General features: G+C 64.9%; 17 protein-coding genes. 14 read left to right on the top strand and 3 right to left on the bottom strand.

Annotated elements, in window-relative coordinates; all coding sequences use genetic code 11:
• Positions 1-40: 40 nt before the first annotated feature.
• The 6 genes from A9995_RS05880 to A9995_RS05855 are packed head-to-tail and all read left to right on the top strand — an operon-like array spanning position 41 to position 7,107.
• Positions 41-1,903, top strand: coding sequence for a hypothetical protein (locus tag A9995_RS05880; RefSeq protein WP_067610263.1), 1,863 nt, complete (start codon positions 41-43; stop codon positions 1,901-1,903).
• A 53-nt stretch (positions 1,904-1,956) separates the two neighbouring features.
• Positions 1,957-3,084 carry a phosphatase domain-containing protein gene (locus A9995_RS05875; RefSeq protein ID WP_067610261.1) on the top strand — a complete coding sequence of 376 codons (1,128 nt, stop codon included), beginning with the start codon at positions 1,957-1,959 and terminating at the stop codon, positions 3,082-3,084.
• 5 nt (positions 3,085-3,089) lie between these two features.
• Complete coding sequence (locus tag A9995_RS05870; protein ID WP_082992521.1) at positions 3,090-4,007, top strand: alpha/beta hydrolase; 918 nt, start codon at positions 3,090-3,092, stop codon at positions 4,005-4,007.
• Positions 4,008-4,017: 10 nt separating this feature from the next.
• Complete coding sequence (locus A9995_RS05865) at positions 4,018-5,385, top strand: M48 family metalloprotease (RefSeq protein ID WP_067610258.1); 1,368 nt, start codon at positions 4,018-4,020, stop codon at positions 5,383-5,385.
• Positions 5,386-5,404: 19 nt separating this feature from the next.
• Entirely contained in the window at positions 5,405-6,097 is a 693-nt protein-coding gene (locus A9995_RS05860; RefSeq protein WP_067610256.1) for a DsbA family protein, read from the top strand.
• Positions 6,094-7,107 carry a hypothetical protein gene (locus tag A9995_RS05855; protein ID WP_199797217.1) on the top strand — a complete coding sequence of 338 codons (1,014 nt, stop codon included), beginning with the start codon at positions 6,094-6,096 and terminating at the stop codon, positions 7,105-7,107. The genes A9995_RS05860 and A9995_RS05855 overlap by 4 nt, the downstream gene beginning before the upstream one ends.
• Here the strand turns inward: A9995_RS05855 and A9995_RS05850 are convergent.
• Positions 7,104-7,664 (bottom strand): HD domain-containing protein, encoded by a 561-nt coding sequence (locus tag A9995_RS05850; RefSeq protein WP_369815807.1) that lies wholly within the window; start codon positions 7,662-7,664, stop codon positions 7,104-7,106. The genes A9995_RS05855 and A9995_RS05850 overlap by 4 nt on opposite strands.
• A 140-nt stretch (positions 7,665-7,804) precedes the next feature.
• On the opposite strand from A9995_RS05850, the gene A9995_RS05845 reads away from it, so the two are divergent.
• The 7 genes from A9995_RS05845 to A9995_RS05825 all read left to right on the top strand — a co-directional run bounded on the left by A9995_RS05845 (position 7,805) and on the right by A9995_RS05825 (position 15,075).
• A complete protein-coding gene (locus tag A9995_RS05845) occupies positions 7,805-9,010 on the top strand; it encodes a sensor histidine kinase (RefSeq protein ID WP_067610253.1) in 1,206 nt (401 codons plus the stop codon).
• Positions 9,011-9,016: 6 nt separating this feature from the next.
• Positions 9,017-9,814 carry a LytTR family DNA-binding domain-containing protein gene (locus A9995_RS05840; RefSeq protein ID WP_067610247.1) on the top strand — a complete coding sequence of 266 codons (798 nt, stop codon included), beginning with the start codon at positions 9,017-9,019 and terminating at the stop codon, positions 9,812-9,814.
• Between the two features lie 666 nt (positions 9,815-10,480).
• Positions 10,481-11,311 (top strand): ribosome small subunit-dependent GTPase A, encoded by an 831-nt coding sequence (rsgA, locus tag A9995_RS05835; protein ID WP_067610382.1) that lies wholly within the window; start codon positions 10,481-10,483, stop codon positions 11,309-11,311.
• Positions 11,312-11,376: 65 nt separating this feature from the next.
• A complete protein-coding gene (locus A9995_RS17520; RefSeq protein ID WP_255360151.1) occupies positions 11,377-11,505 on the top strand; it encodes a hypothetical protein in 129 nt (42 codons plus the stop codon).
• 847 nt (positions 11,506-12,352) lie between these two features.
• Complete coding sequence (locus A9995_RS16555) at positions 12,353-12,862, top strand: hypothetical protein (RefSeq protein WP_145916818.1); 510 nt, start codon at positions 12,353-12,355, stop codon at positions 12,860-12,862.
• A gap of 640 nt (positions 12,863-13,502) precedes the next feature.
• On the top strand, positions 13,503-14,366 hold the full coding sequence (gene nadC, locus A9995_RS05830) for a carboxylating nicotinate-nucleotide diphosphorylase (RefSeq protein WP_067610245.1): 864 nt from the start codon (positions 13,503-13,505) through the stop codon (positions 14,364-14,366).
• 10 nt (positions 14,367-14,376) lie between these two features.
• Positions 14,377-15,075, top strand: a complete 699-nt coding sequence (locus A9995_RS05825; protein ID WP_067610243.1) for a ribonuclease T — start codon at positions 14,377-14,379, stop codon at positions 15,073-15,075.
• Here the strand turns inward: A9995_RS05825 and A9995_RS05820 are convergent, their stop codons facing one another.
• Positions 15,076-15,504 carry a nucleoside deaminase gene (locus A9995_RS05820; protein WP_067610241.1) on the bottom strand — a complete coding sequence of 143 codons (429 nt, stop codon included), beginning with the start codon at positions 15,502-15,504 and terminating at the stop codon, positions 15,076-15,078.
• Between the two features lie 64 nt (positions 15,505-15,568).
• Positions 15,569-15,817 carry a hypothetical protein gene (locus A9995_RS05815; RefSeq protein ID WP_199797216.1) on the bottom strand — a complete coding sequence of 83 codons (249 nt, stop codon included), beginning with the start codon at positions 15,815-15,817 and terminating at the stop codon, positions 15,569-15,571.
• 177 nt (positions 15,818-15,994) lie between these two features.
• Between A9995_RS05815 and rpmB the strand changes: the two genes are divergently transcribed.
• Complete coding sequence (gene rpmB / locus A9995_RS05810; protein WP_067610237.1) at positions 15,995-16,294, top strand: 50S ribosomal protein L28; 300 nt, start codon at positions 15,995-15,997, stop codon at positions 16,292-16,294.
• Positions 16,295-16,299 lie beyond the last annotated feature (5 nt).

Here is a 16,299-nt window from a genome sequence, read left to right as displayed (position 1 = left end):
CCATGCCTTCAAGGCAAGCTTTTCAGGGGCAGCAGCGACGATGGACAGGCTAGGCGGTATTTTCGGCTCGCGCGGAGCGTATGACGACGAGCCCGACTATTCCGGTCCCGACTTTTCGGGCGAGGATACGTCCGGCCCCGACTTCCATGACGATGAGGATACCATCGATGCGTCGCCGCCCTCGCCCGTCGGGCAGGACGAGCGCCGCATGCAGGTGCGCGCCTACAACCACTGGGCAAGCCTGCTGGCCGATCGCAATTTTCCCTCGATCGAGGATCTCGATCCCGCCTCGCTGAAGGACTTCGGGCCCTATTCGGTGCTGCTCGATTTCACCCAGGGGGTAGACGATCCAGCGATCCAGTATCTGGGCGAGCAACTGGCGCAGGAATGCAGCGCCCAGGATGCGCGCCATGCGATCGACGCGGTCTCCGAAATCCCCGCGCGCTCGCTGCTGAGCCGCATCACCGACCATTACATGCAGATCCTCGCCAATCAGGCGCCGATCGGTTTCGAGGCCGAATTCGTCAACCAGCGCGGCGCCACCGCGCTCTATCGCGGCATCCTGCTGCCCTATTCGAGCGACGACGAGACGATCGATTTCATCTTCGGGGTGATCAACTGGAAGGAAGTCGCCGACCAGCAGACCGCCGACGAATTGCTGCTCGAGATCGGCCAGGCGCTCCAGGCCGACGCCGCGGCGGATGCCGAGGACGATGACGCCGAGGAAGAACGCCACACGATCGCGCATGACGTGCTCGTCCTGAAACAACCGGTCCTGTTGCATCGCGAAGCCGACCAACTGCCCGTTCCCGCGTTCGGTGGCGCTGCCGCCAGCGACTGGCCCACGCAGGAGTGGGACGACGAAGAGGGCGAGGATGAGGATGAGGGTCCGGCCCAGAGCGAATGGAACCGCACCGCCATCGGCGAAACCGCGCGGGACTACGGTCTCGACGATGATTACGACGAACCCGAGCCCGAGGATGTCGATGACGTCGTCGATCCGCTTGCCGACGACAGCGTCGGGGTCGGGCTGTCCGCGCTGATCGGACGCGGGACCAAGCCGCGCCCGACGCTCGAAATGCCCTCGGCCTATCCCGGGGAAGACGAGTCTGCGGTGCCGCAGGCCTACGAGCCCGAAGAGCCGCAACCCGAAGTCAGCTTCGTCCCAGCTGCACCGCTTCCCACCGCCAGCGATTCTGCGGGAGATGGCAATTCCGATAGCGCCGCATTCGCCACCGATCACGGCGACGACGAACCTGAATCGGCGCCCGCGACCACGCCCGAGAGTCCGGGCGAGGCCGCAGGTCTCTACGACTGCCTCGCCGAAGCGCGCGAACTGGCGCTGGTCGCGAGCTCGAGCGAGGACCGCAGCCGCGATGCGCTCTACCGCGCGGTCGGCCGCGCCTATGATTTCAGCATCGAGGCGGTCGCCGATCCCGAGGGCTTCCAGGAGCTCGTCGCCGACAGCGGGCTCAAGGTCCAGGAACGCGCGCCGATGACCCCGGTGGTCAAGCTCGTGTTCGGCGCCGATTACGACAAGACCCGGGTGACCGAATACGCCGCGGTGCTGAGCCATGCGCATCGCCTGCAGGTGGAGCGCGGTTCACTCGCGCGCTATCTCGGCGAGGCCGAGGGCGGGCTCAAGGGCGTGGTCCAGGCCGAACGCCGCGCGCGCCGCGAGGAAGCGGGCGAGAAGGTCGACGACGCCGCAAGCGTGCGCGAATCGCTGGCCAAGAAGCTGCGCGCGATCGAACCGCTCGCCTTCGACGACCTCGCCCCCGAAGGCTGCGAGTTCGCGCTGGTGATGGTCCGCCGCACCGAGGAGGGCGAATTGCTGGTGGTGGGCGAGATTCCCGAGGATGTCCCGCTGCTCGAACGCGCCGCGCGCAAGCTGCTGGGCTGAACGATCCGAGGTCGGGGCTATCCAGCCGCGAATCGCCAAGCTAGCGCGCTGCGATGGCCCTGTTTCCGACCAAACCCGTCCGCATCCAGCCCTATTTCGGCTATCGCAACCGCCACCGGCTGATGATCTCGGCCCGCGCGCTGCGTGCTCCGCGGCCCGGCTTCGAGCGAAGCGGCCGCCTGCGCGCGGTGCGCACCATGCTGGCGCAATTCGCCTCGCACGAAGTGGCCGACCTGCCGGTCGAGCTGGAGCTCCAGCATCGCGACGGGCGTCGCTTCCAACACCGGGGCGTGACCGATCACGAGGGCTTCGTTCATTTCGACGTGCCGCTCGAGCCCGCATGGGAGCTCAATGCGAACAGCCAGTGGGAGGTGGTCACCTTCCGCTGGAACAATGGCGAAGGCCGGCAAAGCGTCGAGGGGCACATTCTGGCGCCGGGCAGCCATGCATCGCTCGGCGTCATCTCCGATATCGACGACACCATCATCGAGACCGGGATCACCGGGAGTTGGCGCAAGATCGCGCGCAACTGGCGCCGGGTGGTGATGGAACTGCCCGACGACCGGCTGCTCGTCCCCGGCGCGGATGTGTTCTACAACGCGCTGGGTGGCGGCGCCGTGCTCGACGCCGGCGAGACGCATACCGGCGACCGGCTGGCCGCGACGCACCATCCCTTCTTCTATGTCTCCTCGAGCCCGTGGAACCTGTTCTCCTATCTGGTCGCCTTCCAGAAGAGCCGTGGCCTGCCGCTAGGCCCGCTGATGCTGCGCGACTGGGGACTGAATCGCGAAACCTTCGGCAGCGGCAGCCACGGCGCGCACAAGATCGCGGCGATCGCCGGCATCATCGAGACCTATGAGTCGATGCAGTTCGCGCTGATCGGCGATGATTCGCAGGGCGATCTGACCGCCTTTGCCGATGTGGTCGCAAGCCATCCCGGGCGGGTGCGCGCGGTCTTCATCCGCCGCGCGGGCGACCCGCTCAGCCCCGAGGAGCTGGCCGCGCGGGCGGTGATCGAGGCAGCGAGCGTCCCGCTGTGGCTGGGCGACTGCTTTACGGCCGGACAGCAGTTCCTGGACGCAATCGGCCTTTCGCACGATGGCGAGGCCGAGCGCATCGTCGAGGTCGTCGAGAAGCCGAACCATGGTGCGCCCGCCGCGCAGCGACAGGCGGAGGCGTGACCCGCATGGTGGCATGGACGCTGAGCGGGATCGCGGCGCTGCTGGCGCTGGCAGGGATCGGCTTCTGGATCGCGCTGCAGGTCAACAGCGTGGCGGTGCTCGACACGGTCGACCGGGTAACGGGGGGCGATCCCGGGGTGGAGCGTGTCGCCCACGTGCGGCTGGGCGAGGCGCCGACGCAGACGCTCTCGCTCTATCGCGCGCGCCAGACCGCCGAGCCCGCACCGGTGCTGTTGTTCGTCCATGGCGGCAGCTGGGACTGGGGCGATCCGAAGGATTACGGCTTCGTCGCCCGCTCGCTCGCGCCCGAGGGCTTCGTCGTCGCGCTGGCGGGCTATCGGCTGGGCGAGGAAGGACGCTATCCCGCCATGCTCGAGGACACCGCGCAAGCGATTCGCTGGCTGCGCGACAATGCCGCGCGCCATGGCGGCGATCCCGAGCGGATCTATCTCGCGGGTCATTCGGCGGGCGCCTACAATGTCGTCCAGGTGGCGCTCGAACCGCGCTGGCTTGCCGCCGAGGGCGTATCGACGGCGGCGATTCGCGGGGTCGTCGGCATGGCCGGGCCCTACGACTTCTTCCCCTTCGACAAGGATTCGACCCGTGCGGCCTTCGGCGACGCAACGGACCCCGAAGCCACCCAGCCGATCAACCATGTCCGTCCCGACGCTCCGCCGATGCTGCTTTTGACCGGGACCGAGGACACGACGGTCAAGCCGCGCAACACGCGCGCGCTTGCGGCGGCTCTCGAGCAGGCCGGGGTTCCGGTCGAAACGCGGTACTATGACGGGTTGGACCACAGCGATGTGCTGGTCATGCTTGCCAGCCCGTGGCGGCGCAAGCCTGAGGTCCGCGACGACATCCTGAGGTTTCTCGCGCGCGTCGAGCAGGCTTCAGTTCCGGTTCAGGGCGAAACCCGCTAGCAGGGTCGCAATGCGCCTTCTCGCCCACGTCTTTGCCTTTTGCGCGCTGCTGGCCCTCGGGGTCCAGCCGATCGCTGCGCAATCGATCCTGCGCGATGCCGAGACCGAGGATTTCCTCAAGGAAATCTCCGCGCCGCTGGTCGAGGTTGCCGGTCTCGAACCCGGCAATGTCGATATCGTCCTCATCAACGACCCCTCGATCAACGCCTTCGTAACCGCGGGCCAGACGGTCTATCTGCACAGCGGACTGATCGACGCCGCCGACACCGCCAACGAGGTCCAGGGCGTGATTGCGCACGAGCTGGGCCACATCACCGGTGGCCATGTCAGCCGCCGGGGCGAGGGAATGGCGGCGGCGAACCGCATCTCGATCCTTTCGCTGATCGCCGGGCTGGGCGCCGCGCTCGCCGGGGCGGGCGATGCCGCGATGGGGGTGATGATGGCGGGCCAGCGCGCCGCGCTCGGCGCGGCCCTGGCCTACAACCGCGGCGAGGAATCCTCCGCCGATGCCGCGGGCGCGCAATATCTTTCCGACGCGGGGATCTCGGGGCGCGGTTCGATCGCCTTCTTCAAGAAGCTGCAGAACCAGGAGTTTCGCTACGGCTACAGCCAGAGCGGCGAGGCCGCATTCACCCGCACCCACCCGCTTTCGGGCGACCGGATCGCCCGGTTGCGCGACACCTATCAGGCCGATCCGGCTTGGGAAGCGCCCGACAATGCGCGGGTCGAGCAGCGCTTCCGGCGGATCAAGGCCAAGCTCTCGGGCTATCTCGAGGAGCCGCGGCGGACGCTCAACAGCTTTCCCGCGAGCGATACCAGCGTCCCCGCGCGCTATGCCCGCGCCTATGCCTATCACAAGGACGCCCGCGTCGAGCTGGCGCTGGCGGAAACCGCAAGCCTGATCGCTCAGGACCCCGACGACCCCTACTTTCTCGAACTGCGCGGCCAGGTGCTGCTCGAATCGGGTCGCGCCGACGAAGCGCTGGTGTCGCTTCGACGCGCGACCGAAATGACCCGCGCCGAACCGCTGATCGCTTCCCTGTTCGGCCACGCGCTGATCGCGACCGAGAACAAGGAAAATTACGCCGAGGCCGAAGAGGTGCTGCGCGCCGCGGTTGCGCGCGATCGCTACAATCCCTTCGCCTGGTACCAGTTGGGCGTGGTCTATGCCGCGCGCGGCGATTTGCCACGGGCCCGGCTCGCCAGCGCCGAACAGCAGGTGATGAACCGCGAATATGCGATGGCGCTGCGCAGCGCGCAGGCCGCCGAGGCAGGGTTGCCCGAAAACACCCCGGACTGGTTGCGGGCGCAGGATATCGGGATGCAGGCTCGCGCGCTGATCGAGCAGCAAAGCGACCGCAATGGCGGACGACGCTGACGTTTCGGGGGCACGAGCAATGAAAAACCATCTTCTTACTGCGCTGCTGGCGCTGGTGTTCGGCTTTGCGGGCGCGGCGGCGTGGTCGTTCAGCGGGTTGGGCCATGCACAGACCCGCGACTATCTGGTCGCCAACCCCGAAGTGCTTCCCGAAATGGCCGGGGCGCTGCAGCAGCGCGAGACCGAGGGGCGGCTGGCCGAGGTCGCGGACGAAGTCGAGACGCCCTTCCCCGGCGCGGTGCTGGGCAATCCGCAGGGCAGCCGCACGCTGGTCAAGTTCACCGATTACGGCTGCACCTATTGCCGCGCCGCCGAAGCCGATGTCCAGAAGCTGATCGCCGGGGACCCCGAGCTGCGCGTGGTGGTGCGCGAATGGCCAATCTTCGACGGCAGCGAGGGCGCGGCGCGGATGGCACTCGCCGCAGCGAATCAGGGCAAATATCCGCAATTCTACGCCGCGATGTTCGAGCTGGGTCCGCCCACGCCCGAAACGGTCGATGCGGCGGCGCAAGTTGCCGGGCTCGATCTGGCGCAAGCACGCCGCTTTGCCCAAAGCGACGCGGTCACCCGCGAGCTGGCACAGAACATGGGCCTGTCGCAGCAGCTGGGCTTCACCGGCACCCCGAGCTGGGTGAGCGGAGCGCAGATCTTCCAGGGCGCGGTGGGTTACGACGCGCTGGCGAAGGCTGTCGCCGCCGACGATCCGGCGTGATCGGGCGGAGCGCGTTTGCCGCCCTGGCGCTGATGGCGGGGCTCGCCAGCGCCGCGCCGCTGGCTGCGCAAGCCATCCCGCTCCCCGCCACCGCCCCCGCGCAAGACGAACCACCGACCGAACTCTCCGACCTGCAGACGCGCGATGCGCGGTTGTTCGCAGCCGGCTGGCGGCTGGTCACCGCCAACGCACCGTTCTGCGGGGATGTCATCCCGGCGACCGGACTGCTGCTCCACGATGCGGCGGGTTATGGCGAACCGGCACAGGTCCGCGGCGAGTTCGGACTGAGCGGCGATATCGGGGTACTGGCGGTCGCGCCGGGCTCGCCTGCAGCGTTGGCGGGCATCGCCGCCAACGATACGCTGCACTCGCTCGACGACCGGGTGCTGGACGAGGCCTTCCCGCCATCCGATCCCGCCTGGCAGCGGCTGGTGGATATCAACGATACGCTCGATGGCGCGATGGCAGCGGGGCTGGTCGCGCTCGAATGGAGCCGTCCGGGCGCGGTTCCGGCGCAATCATTGGTTGCCAGCATTCCTGCCTGCGCCAGCCGCTTCGAGGTGCTGGCCAGCGGCTCGCGCGCTGTGGCCGACGGCTCGCGCGTGTTGCTGGGCCGCGACTTCCCCGGCTTCGCCTATCCCGAGGACGAATTCGGCGCCGCGGTCGCGCACGAACTGGCGCACAATCTGCTGCGCCATCGTGCATTGCTCGAGCCGCTGGGGCGCCCGCGGGCGCTGGTGCGGTTGACCGAGCGCGATGCCGACCGGCTGATGCCCTGGCTGCTCGCCAACGCCGGCTACGATCCGCACGCCGCCGCGCGGTTCATGAGCCGCTGGGGCCCGCGCCACGGCGGCGGGCTGTTGCGCAGCCGCACGCACGACGGCTGGGACGAGCGGCTCGAATTCATCGAGACCGAGATCGCGCAGGTCGAACGGCTGATAGCGGAGCAGGGGAGCGCCGACTGGTCGCGCCATTTCGCCCCCCAGGCCACGCAAGCTGCAGCGGATTAGGCGGCTTTCTCGTCGAGTGCCTTGGCGTATTGGCTAGCCAGCGGCCTTGCCATCACCCGGCGCACCATCGGCTCGAAGAATTCCAGCGGCTCGCTCTGATAATCGGGATCGAACGCGGCCTGATCGTATTTCTCGCAGAATTCGCGGCAGGCCTCGTAATGCGGGTGCCCCTCGAAAACATCGCGCGCGTTGCGGTCCATGCCCAGATGGTGGAAATAGTAATAGCCCTGGAAGGCACCATGGTTCTGGCAGATCCAGTGCAATTCCTCGCTGACGAAAGGCTTGATGATCGCGGCTGCGACCTCGGGGTGATTGTAGCTGCCCAGCGTGTCGCCCATGTCGTGGAGCAGCGCCATCACCACATAGCGCTCGTCGCGCCCGTCGCGATGCGCGCGGGTGGCGGTCTGCCGCGAATGCTCGAGCCGGCACACCGGAAAGCCGCCGAAATCGCCGTCGAGCAGCTTGAGATGGTCGAGCACGCGATCCGCCACGCCCTTGGCGAAAGCGCGGTATTCGCCGCCGATGATCGCCCAGTCTTCCTTGGTGCCCTGCTTCATTTCGCGAAATTTCGCGCGTTCGGCGACCCCGTGGATCGTCTGTTCGCTCACATCCATTGCATCTCTCTCCAGGTCCCGCGTCGAGCCTATAGCGTAGCGACTGGCCTAGCCAGCCGCAAATGGGCTAAGGGCTGAACACAATGGCGGTCCTGCCCATCCAACCGACGCCCTTCTTCGCCAATAAGAACCGGGCCTTCTGGTACCTGCAGCTGGGCGGGTGGGGCGGCGCCTTCCTGCTGCGCGCGATCTCGGCCTTCGCCAACACCCAGCCGCTCGACTTCCTCGTCATCATCCTGATCCAGGCGGTGACCGGCTTCTCGCTCAGCCTGGTGCTGTCGGTTATCTACCGCCAGCTGATCAACCGTCGCCCGCTGGTGACCTGGAGCTCGACCGCGCTCGCGCTGGTAGTGGCGGTGGGCATCAACGCCTTCGTCGACAGCTGGGTGCTCGATCTGGCACGCCCCAGCGGTGAGACCGATTTCGTGCGATTGTTCGTCGGGATCTATTTCTACGATCTCACCGTGCTGGGCGCATGGTCGGCGCTTTATTACGCGATCAATTATTTCCTCCAGGTCGAGGAACAGGCCGACCGGCTCGAGCGGCTCGAGATGCAGGCCACCAGCGCCCAGCTCGAGATGCTGCGCTACCAGCTCAACCCGCATTTCCTGTTCAACACGCTCAATTCGATCAGCACTCTGGTGCTGCTCAAGCAGACCGAGCCTGCCAATGCGATGCTCACCCGGCTCTCCAGTTTCCTGCGCCACACGCTGGTCAACCAGCCGGGCAGCAAGGTGACGATGGCGGAGGAGGTCGAGACGCTGATGCTCTATCTCGATATCGAGCGGATGCGTTTCGAGGAGCGGTTGCAGACCGAATTCCAGGTCGATCCCGTCGCGACTCACGCCTGCATCCCCTCGATGCTGCTCCAGCCGCTGGTCGAGAACGCGATCAAATACGGGGTCAGCCCGCAGGAAGAAGGCGCGACGATCAGCCTGGTGGCGCAAATCGTCGGGCCCAGATTGCGGGTGACGGTGTCCGACACCGGACCGGGCATCAACCAGGGCGGATCGGAAGAGCTCCCGCCGGCGCTGATCGGCTCGCTGCGGCGCAGCACCTCCACGGGCGTCGGTCTGGCCAATATCCGCAACCGGCTGGCGCAGGCCTATGGCGATGATCACCGTTTCGAGATTCGGTCTCCCGACAGCGGCGGGTTCACCGTGCTGATCGAAATCCCCCACGAACCGGCCAGGTCCGCAATGGACCAGCCGGGGACGTTTCCACTGCAAGGACGGCAACCGGGCGAGGCTTCGTCCGTTGTCCCAGTGGCATTGCCGGAAAGGGCATAGGAAAACATGACTATCCGCACCATCCTCGTCGACGACGAGAAGCTCGCTATCCAGGGCCTGCAATTGCGGCTCGCAAAGCACGAGGACGTCGAGATCATCGACACCTGCCAGAACGGCCGCGAGGCGATCCGCGCGATCAAGACGCTGCGCCCCGATCTGGTGTTCCTCGATATCCAGATGCCCGGTTTCGACGGGTTCTCCGTGGTCCAGGGGGTGATGGAGATCGATCCGCCGCTGTTCGTCTTCGTCACCGCCTATCAGGAGCACGCGATCCGCGCCTTCGAGGCGAATGCGGTCAACTATCTGATGAAACCGGTCGACGAGGACAAGCTGGCCGACACGATCGAGCGGGTGCGCAACCGCCTCGCCGAGAAGAAATCGACCGAGGAAGCCGAGAAGCTGATGAACGTGCTATCCGAGGTCGCGCCGGGCGCCGCCGAGGAGTTTACGCAAAGCGAGGACGATGCCGCCTCGCGCTACGAAAAGCTGCTCAACATCAAGGATCGCGGCCAAATCTTCCGCGTCGAGGTCCACACGATCGAGCATATCGAGGCCGCGGGCGATTACATGTGCATCTACACCGGCGACAATTCGCTGATCCTGCGCGAGACGATGAAGGATCTCGAACGCCGCCTCGACCCGCGCAAGTTCCAGCGCGTCCACCGCTCGACCATCGTCAATCTCGACCAGGTCCGGCAGGTCAAGCCGCACACCAACGGCGAATGCTTCCTGGTGCTCGACAGCGGCGCCGAGGTGAAGGTGAGCCGCAGCTACCGCGATGTGGTGGCGCGCTTCGTGCATTGATCTGGTTCGCAGGCCCATCCGGGCCTGCGTCCTCGGTGCTGGTCCCTCGGCCGCGCTGCGGGGCACCTGCGGGCGGCCCGTCGGCCTTGCGGCCCGCCGGTCGCGGACCGGATCGGCGGTTTCCCGTGCCTGCGCAAGGCGCGGCACCGCCGCTAAATTTCAAACTGAGACACTACCAAAAATTGGGACCGTTTGACGCGAGCTGCCGTGTAGGAGGCTGAACTCAGGGGGCACTTCGGATTCCGCTTCGCGTTTTGCATGAGATCAGCTTTAGGAGACCTATATGCCGCGCAAAACAAATTACGAATTCGAACGCCGGTAGCGTGAGAAAAACAAGGCAGCAGAATCTGTCAAAAAGGCGCAAGCGAAGGCTGACAAGAGGTCTTCCGAGCACACGCCGTCGAACCTAGATTGAGGAATTGCCCCATAAAGAATAGCTTACCCGTTCCCGCTGAAGCTCCGTTCGAAGGCCTAAACTCCGCGCTTGCCCAGCTCGGCTGGAAGCCATTCTTTCGCGACCAGGTCACCTCCGAAGAGCGTCGCAGGTGCCAGTCCGTTCGCGTGATGTCGGTTCATCGCGGAATGGTTACTGTATCAGGTGAGGGGCTCGCGGAGTCGATTTCATCCATCGTACCAGCGCCGGATGGCCCGGAGAATCGACCCACCGTGGGCGACTGGTTGTTGATCGAGCGAGGTAGCCTGGCCATCGAGCGTATTCTGCGGCGTACAAGTTTGTTCAAGAGGCCCGCTCCCGGGGACGACAATCGGCTCCAGCTTATAGCTGCGAACGTCGATACGCTCTTCATTGTCACATCCTGCGACCAAGACTTCAACGTTGCACGCCTGGAGCGCTACCTCGTCCTTGCGCACGACGTGGGCGTGCGCCCGGTCGTGGTGCTCACGAAAGCTGACCTTGCGGTTGATGCGGCGGCATACGTCGCAGCGGCGAAGGCGCTACACCCGGCGCTTTATGTCGAGCTCGTCAACGGTCGTGATGCCAAGAGCGTCTCTGCTCTCGCGGCCTTCTGTGGAGCGGGGGAGACGGTGGCGCTGGTTGGTTCTTCCGGAGTCGGCAAGTCCACCTTGGTCAACTCCTTGAAGGGGTCAGATAGCATCGCGACCCAAGCTGTCCGTGAAAGTGACGGCAGGGGTCTCCACACAACCACCGTTCGCGAAATGCACCGGCTCGGCGTCGGGCCCGGCGGGGGCGGTTGGCTTGTGGACACTCCGGGCATGCGCGAACTGAAGATGTCAGAGGTGGGTGCTGGGGTCACTGAAGTGTTTGACGACATCGTGGAAATTACACTCAATTGCCGGTTTACCAATTGCAGTCATGTCGACGAGCCAGGCTGCGCCATCCGAGCCGGTATCGCAGACCGGACGCTCGATCCTGCACGCGTTGTACGCTGGCGAAAACTACGCGACGAGGATGTAGCCAGCACCGCGAACGCAGCGGTCCAGCGCAGCCGGCGGGCAAGGTCGAGCAAAGCGAAATGATTGGTCTGCGATCTTATAGACCCGACAATCAACTCTGAGGGTGAATCCGTGCCTGGTGGACTGGTATGATTACCGATGAAGCAGAGGATTTTGGGGTCACGCTCGCAGTTGTGCCGCTCTTAGGTTTGACGGGAAAGGACGGCGTGCTCGACCAGCTGGAGGCCTGCGGATTCCGTATCGGAGGGCCGGACTAGCACTGATTGTTAACATTTGTCGGAACCTATCGAACCTAGATAAGCTGCAACGTCGGCAATTGGGCCGTTTGCCGACCGTCCGCTTTTAGCTTGCTGCTATCGAAAACCGCCATTCCGCTAACGATCCAATCAAAGACACTCTATGGATACGGTCTTCGGCAAATCGCTATGATATTTGCCATCGGGAGTGCCAACAGCGCCGCACCCCTGAGGCTTATCGACCCAGATCAGTTTTCCCCCTTGCATCAAAGGAGGCTCAAGGGGGAACTGGCAGCTTTTTACTCGAAGAAACGGTCGCCAACGGCCTTGGCCGTCCGTTCCAACGGCGAGAAACACAGGGTCTCTCAATCGGGCAAACCCTAATGAAGCCAGCAAGCCGCCGAGTAGTATTAGCCCTCCTGATACTCCCACCAGTAAAGGAAGATGCGTCGCAAGCGGCACCTTGCAAAAATGGGCTAAAACGATCAGGATAGCTAAGCCCAGAATGCCAATGCCAAAGCCGCAATGATTGCTCGTCGAAGGCGTTGAGGATCATGACGGGCCTCAAACGGTAGATGCATTCTCGTCATCGCAGATAGACCTCACGGTGGATGAGCACGGCTTAGCGCGGCCACGCGGATCGGCAAAGACAACCTAAGCAATAGTCCGCTAACCACCCCAATTCACGCCGTTCCCAGTGGCTCGCCACGATCCTGAGACTGGTCAGGCTGCTATCGCCTGAGTTTTTATCCGAAGCTGCCTGTCGCGTAACGACCCAAAATCTTGCCCTTCTTGAGAGATGGCCTGAACCATTAGCACTCGAGCTGTCGCCGGACCGGTTACAGTTATCGGCGTCCGCAACCAAATATTGCTCACCAAACGGCTTTATTTGGTTGATATGTCGTTTGTGCGCAGAACCGTGCTGATAATTCATGTCGGGATCTTGTTTTCATCTGCGCCTGCTCTCGCGCAGTCTGGCGATACGGAAGACTCAGCTGATAAAGACGGAGCGGCGGCCGAGACCGGTTTTGTCTTCGATCTTTCTCCAGTCGAGCGCACCTGTTCAAATTCCGACTTGAATGCTACCATTTCCACTGAGATTATCGTCTGCGCGCAGGTCGAAGATCCGGGAGATTTTGTGCTGCGATGCCGCGAGGAAGCACGAAATAATTATGCCGCCCGCACCATGGATGTCGGCAATCCCCAAGCACCTGATTTGTCTCCGCCCCCCTGTGTGCCGAGCGTGATCTCTTTCTGTCCGAAGCTTGGGGCACCTGTGCCACGGTCAATCGAAACTGATTTTAGCAAACTGCCTGAGACGCCAACCGGATCGGATGCGGACAGGATATCGAAAAGCCTCGCGCCCCACGGTATTTGATCGATTTAGAGAGGACTGTGCCCTTCCGAATTCGCACTAGCTGTCGAACAACCGGTACTTCAGCTTCCCACCCCATCTCAGACCATGAATCCATTACGATCGCCTCCTGAGAGCGGTCCTTCGGCTTTTAGGCTGTTCGACACTGGATTCGAAAATCCGAGGTTTGAGCGCAATGGGGCCAGAGGTCACATCCGTGCGTTGAATGGTCATGAACAAGACTATCGAGGATCTCCAAGGCGAAGGGAAGCGGCGGCGCGCGCTCTCGATTTCGAGGAGGCACGGCGAATTCGTGACCGCATCCATCTGATGCGAGGCGGAGCAAATGCTGCAGAGGTTGCACAGGCCGACACGTCGGGGCTGGTTCGCCAGCAGCCGGGCGCCATGGGGCTTGGCACAAGCCGGCAACAGCCGGTTCCGCCGCCAGGTTGGAAACCACCGCCGAAGCCCGATCTCAACACATCCGGTCGGAAACGTAAGTCAGGATTGGCGTCGAAGGCCCGTTGCTGGCCCGGCTCGCCGAACGTGAGGCGGAAGAAAGCCAAGCCTTTGGCAATCCCTCGAAGCCGCCAGTCGACAAGACCTGCAGGCCCACCCCCTCGCCGCACTTGAGCCCGCCGCCAATCTGCGCCACTCCGCGCCTATGACCGCCTTTACCCTCCCCGGCTTCGATCTGGCCGCATTCGTTCGCTCCACCCTGGCCGAGGATCTGGGCGAGGGGCTGCCCGGCGTCGGGCGGGACGTTACCAGCGAGAGCGTGATCCCCGTCGATGCGCGCTTTTCGGGGGTGATGGACAGCCGCGATGGAATCGTCGTCGCGGGCCTGCCGATTGCCGCGGCCTTTTTTCGCGCGCTCGACCCGGAGATGGCAATCGAGTTGCTGGTCGATGAGGGCGACGAGGTGCCTGCGGGCAGCGAACTGATGCATTTGTCCGGCAATGCCCGCGCGATGCTCACCGCCGAACGCGCCGCGCTCAACACCGTCCAGCACCTCTCGGGCGTGGCCAGCATGGTGCGCGACTATGTCCGCGCGATGGACAATCCCGGCTGCACGCTGCTCGACACCCGCAAGACTTTGCCGGGGCTCCGCTATCTCGAGAAATACGCAACGCGGCTGGGCGGCGCGGCGAATCATCGCATGGGGCTATGGGATGCGGCGATGATCAAGGACAACCACGTTGCGGTTGCGGGTTCGGTGGGCGAGGCGGTACGCCGCGCGGTCGCCGCCGGGGTCGGGGAAATCATCTGCGAGGTCGATCGGCTCGACCAGATCGAGCCGGCGCTCGAAGCGGGCGCGACGCGGCTGCTGCTCGACAATATGGACCCCGCGGCTCTGCGCGAGGCGGTGGCGCTGGTCGCGGGCCGGGTCCCGACCGAAGCCAGCGGCGGGATCGATCTGACGACGATTCACGCCAAGGCCGCGACCGGGGTCGATTACGTCTCGGTCGGGCGGCTCACCCAGAGCGCGCCCGCCGCGGATATCGGGCTGGATTTCACTCCCTTGTGATGCGCGCGCTGTGATCCGCACGGCGGCGCCCCTGCTGCTGCTCGCCTGCGCCAGCCCGCTCGCCGCGCAGGCCTATCAGTGCCGCGCTCCGGCCACCGCCACAGCACCGGAAATTCGCCCCGACGGCCCGGTCCGCACCACGACCGTCACCGGCTATACGATGGCGCTGAGCTGGTCGCCCGAGTTCTGCAAGCCGCGCGAGGGCCAGCGCAGCCATGCGCGGCAATGTTCGCGGCGCGACGGACGGTTTGGCTTCGTGCTGCACGGGTTGTGGCCGCAGAGTGCGCGTCTCTGGCCGCAATGGTGCCCGACGTCCGCGCGACCCACCGGGGCGCAGCTCGCGGCGCAGCTGTGCCGGAGCCCCTCGGCGCGGTTGGTGGCGCGGCAATGGGCCAAGCACGGCGCCTGCATGGCGCGCACCCCGCGGACCTATTTCCGGGTGAGCAATATCCTGTTCGATCCGCTGCGCTGGCCCGATCTCGACCGATTGTCGCGCAAGGAGGCGCTGACCGCGGGCGATCTGCGCGAGGTTTTCGTCGCGGCGAATCGCGGCTGGCGCAAGGATGCAGTGGGCATCAAGTCGAACGAGCGCGGCTGGCTCGAGGAAATACGGCTGTGTTACGACCGGCGGTTCCGGCCCCAGACCTGCGATGCCGCGCGTTTCGGGCCGCCGGACGATGCTGCATTGAGCATCTGGCGCGGGCTCTAGCTAGCGCCGCTCCCTGAAGAAATCCCGCAGCAGCTGCGCTGCCTCCTGCTCGGCCATGCCCGAATAGACCTCGGGGCGGTGCAGGCATTGCGGGTGGTCAAACACCCGCGCGCCATGTTCGACCCCGCCGCCCTTGGGATCGGGGGCGGCGTAATAGAGCCGCGCGATCCGGGCATGGGCGATGGCCCCGGCGCACATCGCGCAAGGCTCGAGCGTCACCCACAATTCGCAGTCGGTCAGCCGTTCCTGGCCAAGGTGGGCGGCGGCTGCACGAATCGCCACGATCTCCGCATGTGCGGTCGGATCGTGGTCAGTGCGCGGACTGTTGCCGCCCCGACCGATGATGCGGCCGTCCTTGACGACGACCGCACCGATCGGAACTTCGCCGGTGAGGCCGGCGGCGCGCGCCATTTCAAGCGCGCGATCCATATGCTGCCGGCCGAACACCGCGGGCCTTGCGTTTGTAGGGCCGGGTGTCGGGCTGGCGACAGGCTTACTCGTCGCCGGTGGCCGGCTCGCCTGCAGCGTCGTCCTGCGTCACGTCGACATCGACGGTCGGGACTTCGACGGTGCTGGTCCCGGTCTCGACCTGGACGTCCACGGGCTCGACGTCGTATTCGGGCATGTTGCCTTCCTCGACGCTTACTTCGGGCATGCTGCCTTCTTCGGTCTGGTCGACATCGCAGGCTGCGAGGCTCAGCGCCGAACCGGCGAGAATTGCTACGGAAAAGAACTTGTTCATCAGACTCTCCTTGGTGTCGAATATCGGCTAGAGCCGCATTTGAGCATTGGCAACATCAAAGCCCAGCTTGACGATTCGCGCACCCGGCGTTAAGCGCGCCGCTTTCCGGGACAGGCCGGTTCTGTACAGTCACCGCGGGCCCCGGCCCAGCGGCAACATTCGAATGAGAGATTTATCATGTCGCGCATCTGCGAACTGACGGGCAAGGGCCGACAGGTCGGCCACAATGTGAGCCACGCCAACAACAAGACCAAGAGAGTCTTCCTGCCCAACCTCCAGAACGTCACGCTGATGAGCGAGAAGCTGGAGCGCAGCTTCAAGTTCCGCGTCTCGACGCAGGGCCTGCGTTCGGTCGAGCACAATGGCGGGCTCGACAACTGGTTGCTCAAGACCAGCGACATCAAGCTGAGCGACCGCGCGCTCAAGGTGAAGCGCGAGCTGAAGAAGTCGGCTTCCGCCACCGCCGAAGCCGCCTAAGCGAC

Origin of the sequence: Erythrobacter sp. QSSC1-22B, assembly GCF_001678665.1 — a bacterium.
Lineage (GTDB): Bacteria > Pseudomonadota > Alphaproteobacteria > Sphingomonadales > Sphingomonadaceae > Qipengyuania.
The sequence above is the reverse complement of the archived record's forward strand: the minus strand, read 5'-3'. Positions and strand labels throughout refer to the sequence as shown.